Raw genomic sequence first — 6,957 nt, 5'->3', positions numbered from 1 at the left:
CCCGGCGGCCACCCCGCCGCCCCCGGCTCCGTACGAAAGGTGTGAGCCCGCGCCATGGAGTTCAGCGTCTACTTCTTCTCCGCCAACGACCGCTACGACTTCGGGTCCCGGTACCGCTTCATCCTCGATGTGGCCCGCTATGTCGACCGGCACGGCTTCCGGGCGATGTGGACCCCTGAGCGGCACTTCCAGGAGTTCGGCGGCAGCTTCCCCAATCCGTCGGTGCTCTCCGCCGCGCTGGCCGTCGCCACCGAGCGCATCGACCTGCGGGCCGGCAGCGTCGTGCTGCCGCACCACCACCCGGTGCGGGTGGTCGAGGAGTGGGCCCTCGTCGACCAGCTCTCCCGGGGGAGGACCGGGCTGTGCGTGGCGACCGGCTGGCACAGCGGGGACTTCGTCTTCTACCCCGGCCACTACGCCGACCGCCGCGAGTACGCCTTCGGGCACATCGAGACCCTCCGCGCGCTGTGGCGGGGGGACACGGTCGGCTTCCCCGGCCCCGGCGGCGAGCCCGTCGACGTACGCACCTATCCGCGGCCCCGGCAGGCCGAGCTGCCGCTGTGGATCGTGCACTCCTCGAACCCCAGGACCTGGGTGGCGGCCGGGGAGCTGGGCACCGGTGTGCTGTCGCTGCTGGACAGCTGGGAGCGGCTGGAGCAGAACATCGCCGCCTACCGCGAGGCCCGGCGCGGCGCGGGCCTCGACCCGGCCGGAGGCACCGTCACCGTCGGGCTGCACACCTTCCTGGGCGAGGACGAGGACCAGGTGCGCGCGCTCGTCGAGGAGCCGGTGAAGAACTATCTGGCGTCCTTCCTCACCCAGAAGAGCAACGACAGCAGGACGGAGGGCACCGGCCAGACGGCCAGCGACTCCGAGCGGGACACCCTGGCCCGGGTGATGGCCGACGACTACTACCGGCGCCGCTCCCTGCTGGGCACCCAGGTCAAGTGCGCCGACGTGGTGCGCCGGCTGGCGGACATCGGGGTGGACGAGATCGCCTGCCTGGTCGACTTCGGGCTGCCGTTCGACACGGTGCTCGGCGCGCTCCCCCGGCTGAACGAGCTCCGCCAGGAGTTCGCCCCGGCCGCTGCGGCGCCCTCCGGGTCCGCGGGGGCGCCGTCCATGGCGTGGTACTACGAGCGCTGAGCGGCCGTGAACTCCAGGGGCAGGCTGCGGACGCCGCGGATGGCCGGCGTCGTGTAGTAGTCCAGCCGGGTGCCCGGCGTGCGGGCCAGATCGGTGCACCGCTCCAGCAGGATGCGCAGCACCGTCCGGGCCTCCAGCCGGGCGAGCGGGGCGCCGAGGCAGTAGTGGATGCCGTGCCCGAAGCCGAGGTGCGGGTTCGGGCTGCGCCGGATGTCGAACCGGTCGGGCGCGGCGAACTGGCGCTCGTCCCGGTTCGCCGACTCCAGCGAGGGGGCGACGAGCGAGCCCTCCGGGATCCGGACGCCGGCCAGCTCGCACTCCCGCGTGGTGAGCCGGGTGTTCATGATGAACGGCGGCCGCAGCCGCAGCACCTCCTCCACGGCCGAGGCGGCGAGCCCCGGATCGGCGCGCAGCTCGGCGGCGGCGTCCGGGTGGTCGGTCAGGCACAGCAGCGCGTTGCCGAGGACCAGCGTGGTGGTGATGTGGCCGCTGTAGAGCAGCAGGGTGCAGACGTTGGCCACTTCCTCGTCGTCCAGCAGTTCGCCGTTCAGCTCGGCCGCGGCGAGCCGGCTGATCAGGTCGGCGCGCGGGTGGGTACGGCGCTGGCGCACCTGGTCGAGCATGTAGTCGGTGAGGCCCCGCTGGGCCTCCTCGGCGCTGCGCACGAACTCCGGGTCCCCGAGGTCCACGGAGTCGATCGCGAGGACGGCCTCGGCGGACGCGCGGAAGAACGCGCGGTCGCCGTCGGAGACGCCGAGCAGTTCCGCGATCACCAGCACCGGCAGCGGGTGGGCCAGGTCCGCGACGAGTTCGAGGCGCCCCTGGTCGACGACCGCGTCGAGCAGCTCGGTGGTGAGGGTGGCGATGCGCGGCTCCAGGTCGGCCACGACCCGCGCGCTGAACGCCTGGCCGACGAGGTTGCGCACCTTGCGGTGGTCCGGCGGGTCCATCATGGTCAGCTGGCCGCGGGTGAAGCTCTGCTCGGGCATCAGCCGGGTCAGTTCGCTGGAGTAGGCGTCCGGGTCCGAGAGCACCCGGGTGGCGTCCGCGTACCGGAAGACCCGCCACATGTGGAGGGACTCGTCGAAGCAGACGGGCCGCTCCCGGCGCATCGAGGCCAGCCAGTCGTGGAAGGCCGGGTCGGTGAACGCGGGCCCGGCGGCGGTGGGCTGGGCGGCGGCGGGCTGGGCGGCGGTGCGCTGCCCGGCCCCGCCGCCCGTTCCGCCGCTCACGTCGCCGCCTCCCGCCGGGCCGTGGCCAGCACATAGCCGAAGCCGGGGTGGTCGAACACGTCCGAGGAGGGGTCCCGGAGCTGGTCGTACACCTCCTGGCCGACCGTGGGCAGAAACTCCTCGGCGCGCTCCAGGAGCCGCCGGCGGAACGCCTCCTTGATGGGCTCGGGGATACGGGTGCGCTCGGTGATGTCGGTGACGTCCAGCGGGATCAGCCCGGCCCGCTCCAGCATGCCCCGGTACTCGTCGATGCCCACCGTCTCGACGATGCCCCGGTACGACAGGTCCGTCCCGGGCTGGTGGAACATGTCCGCGATCGCGAGGCGGGCCCCGGGCCGCAGCACGCGCGCCACCTCCCGCAGCGCCCGGTCCTTGTCCGGCATATGGATGAGGGACTCGACGGCCCAGGCGGCGTCGAACGAGGCGTCGGGAAAGGGGAGGTCGTTGGCGTCGGCCCGCTGGAACCGCACCCGGTCGCCGAGCCCCGCCTCCCGGGCGCGCTCGGTCGCGCGCGCGACCTGGTGGCCGCTGACCGAGATCCCCGTCACCGAGGCGCCGCTGCTGCGTGCCAGGGTGATCGCGGGCTGGCCGATGCCGCAGCCGACGTCCAGGACGTGCTGGTCCGGCTCCGGGGCGAGGCGGTCGACGAGCAGGCCGGTCAGCCGCTCGGTGGCCTGCTCGATCGGCGTGTGGTCCTCGGCGTCGGCCCAGTAGCCGACATGGATGTTGCTGCCCCACACCTGGGCGTAGACGTCGGTGATGCGGTCGTAGAACTCCCCGACACCTTCCGGGGCGGATTGCTGGTCAGTGGCCATCCGGTCCTCCTGCTCCGCGCAGCGGGAACGCCGGGCCGGGCGGAGAGCGGCCGCGGCGTGTCCGAGTCTGCGTGCGCGGGCCGCCCGTCTCACCGGGGTTGACCCCAGCAACGGCACCGGGACACCGGCCGGGGATCAGGGCCGCGGTGCCGCCCGGAACCGGCGGCGCAGCGGGGCCTCGACCAGAACGTAGCTGAGCCAGGCGACGAGCACCGTCACCGCGGTGGTGACCGGGAGCAGGACCCAGAAACCGGCCATGCCCAGGGTGCCGACGGACTCGCCGAGGACCTCCTGGATGACCACGTGCATCACGGCGATGTGCCAGAGGAAGATCCCGTACGAGATGCGGCCGAGCCAGGCCATCGCCGGGCGCGCCAGCAGCCGATGCGGGCCGCTGCCGGGCGCCAGCAGCACCGGCGCCGTCAGCGCCCAGGCGATGAACGCGAGCAGCAGGGAGTTGAACAGCGCCTCCCCCGTGCCCGGCTGCCCGCCCGCCGCGTGCGGTGGTCCGAACCACTCCTGCTTGCCCACCGTGATCAGCACATACGCCGCCAGGGCCACGCCCCAGCAGGTCCACGGCCGGCGGACGGCGAAGCGCTCCGGCGCGGACGGGAGCGCGCCCCGCTCCGCACGCGCCCGCAGCAGGGCCATCGCCATCCCGGCGCAGAAGCACAGGAAGAACGCGGGCAGCCACACGTTCCGCGCCTGCGTCTCGGGGGCCGGGACGAGGTCGTAGAGCAGCCACACCCAGGCGATGCTCACGGCGCCCAGCAGGCCGAGGAGCCCGAACGCCAGGGCCGTGCCGCGCCGGGCGACGCGCAGCAGCCGGTCGAGGACGAGCGCGAGCAGCGGCAGCAGCAGATAGAAGTGCACCTCCGTGACCAGGCTCCAGATCTGCACCAGCGGGTTCCAGCCCGGCGGGAGGTCGTACGTGGTGAAGGTGTGCTGCAGGGTGACGATCCGCACGGTGCGCCAGCCCGCGCCGAACAGGTCCCGGTGCCAGGCGAGCAGCACGACCAGCAGCAGCACCCAGTAGGCGGGCACGATCCGCAGGAACCGGTGCCAGTAGTACACCCGGGCGCGGGGCCGGGCGCGGCCGTCGAGCGCCGCGCCGGCCCAGGCGCGGTACAGCAGGTAGCCGGAGATGACGAAGAAGATCTGCACCCCGACCCGGGTGTGGCCGACGGCGGTGCCGAGCCAGGTCTCCTCCCCCGTCGCGGCGTCCACCGTGGCGCCGGTCCACACGCCGAGGTGGATCAGCAGGATCAGCAGGGCCGCCACCGCGCGCAGCCCGTCGACGGCGGGCGCGTACGCGCGGTCGGCCGCGGCGGGTGTGTCTCGCGGGGCCGCCCCGTGGTGGACGAAGTCGGCGTCCGATGTCCCCGATGCCATGTATCCTCCAGCGGCGCGAGCGGTCGGATGATGCCGGAGTATGACGACGGCATCCGCTCAGCTCACCGGGGTAACCCCCAGCACCGACCCGCACCCGGCACGGAGCTGCGCCCTGCGACTCGCCGCAGGGCGCAGGGCGCCCTGCGCCCCGTAAGGGGCGCGGGGAACTGCGCGCCAAGCCACACATCACCCGCAGACTGCGGCGAAACAGCAAGGGGCTGCCCCGACCCGGCACCGTGCTCCCGGCACCCGCTAGCCCGTGCCCCGGTCCAGCGCCGCGGCGGCCAGGTCGCGGGCCCGCGCCACCGCGTCGTCGACGATCCCGAGCCCGTTCAGCACGGTCGCCCCCTCGTGCAGCAGCACCAGCTCGTCCGCGAGCCGGCCGGGCTCGCGCGCGCCCGCAGCCGCGGCCAGCTCCCGCAGATAGCCGCGCAGCCAGCGCTTCTGGCCCATGATCACCTGGCGCCCCGGGTGGCCGGGGTCCGGCAGCTCGGCCGCGGCGTTGACGAAGCCGCAGCCGCGCGGATTCTCCCGCCGCACCCAGGCGGCGAGCGCGTCGAACGTCGCCAGCACCCGCTCGCCGGGGTCCGCGTCACCGCGCAGCCCCACCTGCCCGGTGAGCCAGTCCCGCCAGCGCTCGTCCCGCTCCCGCAGATACGCGGCGACCAGCGCGTCCTTGGAGCCGAAGCGGTCGTACAGCGTCTTCTTGGTGACCCCCGCCTCCCGGGCGATGAGATCGACGCCGACGGCCGTGATCCCGCGCTCGTAGAACAGTCCGGCCGCGGTGTCGAGGATCTTCCGCGCGCCGGGGGTCAGCGTCTCCGGCTCCCTGGCCGCCTCCTGCGTCATGGTCCGTCCCTCCTGCCTCTGCTGCCTCCGCGACTTGCGCTAAACAGATCTGTTTAGTTCACTCTAGACCCTCGGCCGAGTAAACCGATCTGTCTACTCACGATCCGAAGTGGGGACCCGTGCCCAGTACCGTCATCTCAGCGGGGCTCGTCGTCATGTGGAGCTCCGGCTTCATAGGCGCCGAGCTCGGCACCCGGCACTCGCCCGCCGCGACCCTCCTCAGCTGGCGCTTCCTCGTCGCGAGCACCCTGCTGTGCGCCGCCTGGCTGCTGCTGCGCCGGCGCCGGCGCGGCGGTCCGCTGCCCCGCCGCGCGCTCGCCGAGCAGGCCGCGATCGGACTGCTGTCCCAGGGCGTCTACCTCGGCTCCGTCGTCTGGGCCGCCGACCTCGGCGTGCCCGCCGGCACCTCCGCGCTGATCGCCGCGCTCCAGCCGCTGGCGGCGGGCGCGCTCGCCGGGCGGCTGCTCGGCGAGCGGGTCAGCCGCCGCCAGTGGGCCGGGCTGGCGATCGGCCTGCTCGGCGTCGCGCTCGTCGTCCGGGGCGACCTCGGCTCCGCCGGCTCCGCGCCGTCCTGGGCGTACGCCCTCCCGTTCCTGGGCATGGCGGGCTTGCTCACCGCGAGCTTCCTGGAGCGCCGCGCCCGCCACCCGCTCCCCGCCTCCGACACGCTGCCGCTGCACTGCCTGGTGAGCGCCGTCGTCTTCACGGCCGCCGCCGCGGCGCTGGGGCAGCTGCGGCCTCCGGCCGAGGGCGGGTTCTGGCTGGCGGTCGCCTGGGTCTTCGTCCTGTCCACCCTGGGCGGCTACGGCTTCTACTGGCTGAGCCTGCGCCACAACGGCGTCACCCGCACCAGCGCGCTGATGTACCTCACGCCGCCGACCACCACGCTGTGGGCGTACGCCATGTTCGGTGCGGCGCCGGGCGCCGAGGCCCTGGCCGGAATGGCGGTGTGCGTGGCCGGCGTGCTGACGGCGACGGCAAAGGAACCGCAAAGCCGGGCCGGTCGTTACCCCGAGCATGACCGCAATGACTCCCGGCTCCAACCTTCCGCTGTCAGCGCCCCGTGTGGCGGTGGATGTGACCGCACCCTCGAAGCTCGACGTCTCCGCGCTGCTCCTGAGCTCCGAGGGAAAGGTCCGCTCGGATGACGACTTCGTGTTCTACAACCAGCCGAGCGCCCCCGGCGTGACGCACAGCGGCGGTGCCGCCGACACCATCAGCGTGGACACCGCGGCGGTCCCCGCCGCGATCGAGAAGGTCGTCGTCACGGCGAGCCTGGACGCGCCGGGAGCCACCTTCGCGGGCACCGAGCCCACCGCCACGGTCCGCGACGCCCAGTCGAACGCGGTGCTCGCCACCTTCACCCCGCCCCAGCTCGGCCCGGAGACGGCGCTCGTGGTCGTCGAGATCTACCGCAGGGGCGGCGCGTGGAAGGTCCGCGCGGTGGGCCAGGGGTACGCCAACGGGCTGGGCGGTATCGCGGCGGACTTCGGGGTGAGCGTGGAGGAGCCCACCCCGCCCCC

General features: G+C 73.8%; 7 protein-coding genes. 3 read left to right on the top strand and 4 right to left on the bottom strand.

What is annotated here, in order from left to right; genetic code table 11:
* Positions 1-54 precede the first annotated feature (54 nt).
* On the top strand, positions 55-1,146 hold the full coding sequence (locus tag G5C65_RS27995; protein WP_165301807.1) for a MupA/Atu3671 family FMN-dependent luciferase-like monooxygenase: 1,092 nt from the start codon (positions 55-57) through the stop codon (positions 1,144-1,146).
* Here G5C65_RS27995 and G5C65_RS39635 read toward each other — a convergent pair.
* From G5C65_RS39635 to G5C65_RS27975, 4 genes are all read right to left on the bottom strand, one after another.
* On the bottom strand, positions 1,134-2,378 hold the full coding sequence (locus G5C65_RS39635; RefSeq protein ID WP_206442357.1) for a cytochrome P450: 1,245 nt from the start codon (positions 2,376-2,378) through the stop codon (positions 1,134-1,136). The two genes, G5C65_RS27995 and G5C65_RS39635, sit on opposite strands and share 13 nt — an antisense overlap.
* Entirely contained in the window at positions 2,375-3,193 is an 819-nt protein-coding gene (locus tag G5C65_RS27985; protein WP_165301806.1) for a methyltransferase domain-containing protein, read from the bottom strand. The genes G5C65_RS39635 and G5C65_RS27985 overlap by 4 nt, the downstream gene beginning before the upstream one ends.
* Before the next feature lie 135 nt (positions 3,194-3,328).
* Positions 3,329-4,585 (bottom strand): acyltransferase family protein, encoded by a 1,257-nt coding sequence (locus G5C65_RS27980; protein WP_165301805.1) that lies wholly within the window; start codon positions 4,583-4,585, stop codon positions 3,329-3,331.
* Between the two features lie 252 nt (positions 4,586-4,837).
* Positions 4,838-5,434, bottom strand: a complete 597-nt coding sequence (locus tag G5C65_RS27975) for a TetR/AcrR family transcriptional regulator (RefSeq protein WP_165301804.1) — start codon at positions 5,432-5,434, stop codon at positions 4,838-4,840.
* A 119-nt stretch (positions 5,435-5,553) separates the two neighbouring features.
* Here G5C65_RS27975 and G5C65_RS27970 point away from each other — a divergent pair, with 119 nt between their 5' ends.
* Entirely contained in the window at positions 5,554-6,582 is a 1,029-nt protein-coding gene (locus tag G5C65_RS27970; protein WP_338146703.1) for a DMT family transporter, read from the top strand.
* Positions 6,512-6,957, top strand: a 446-nt coding sequence (locus G5C65_RS27965) for a TerD family protein (protein WP_338146702.1), incomplete at its 3' end; no start/stop codon positions are given. The genes G5C65_RS27970 and G5C65_RS27965, both read left to right, overlap by 71 nt.

It is taken from the genome of Streptomyces boncukensis (genome assembly GCF_011045075.1).
GTDB lineage: Bacteria > Actinomycetota > Actinomycetes > Streptomycetales > Streptomycetaceae > Streptomyces > Streptomyces boncukensis.
Note: the sequence above shows the minus strand (reverse complement) of the source record. Positions and strands in the feature narration are given on the sequence as shown.

What these genes read in the sequence shown, in the direction of transcription:
- G5C65_RS27995 (WP_165301807.1), top strand. Translation starts at nt 55, where the DNA reads ATGGAGTTCAGCGTCTACTTCTTCTCCGCCAACGACCGCTACGACTTC.
- G5C65_RS27985 (WP_165301806.1), bottom strand. Translation starts at nt 3,193, where the DNA reads ATGGCCACTGACCAGCAATCCGCCCCGGAAGGTGTCGGGGAGTTCTAC.
- G5C65_RS27980 (WP_165301805.1), bottom strand. Translation starts at nt 4,585, where the DNA reads ATGGCATCGGGGACATCGGACGCCGACTTCGTCCACCACGGGGCGGCC.
- G5C65_RS27975 (WP_165301804.1), bottom strand. Translation starts at nt 5,434, where the DNA reads ATGACGCAGGAGGCGGCCAGGGAGCCGGAGACGCTGACCCCCGGCGCG.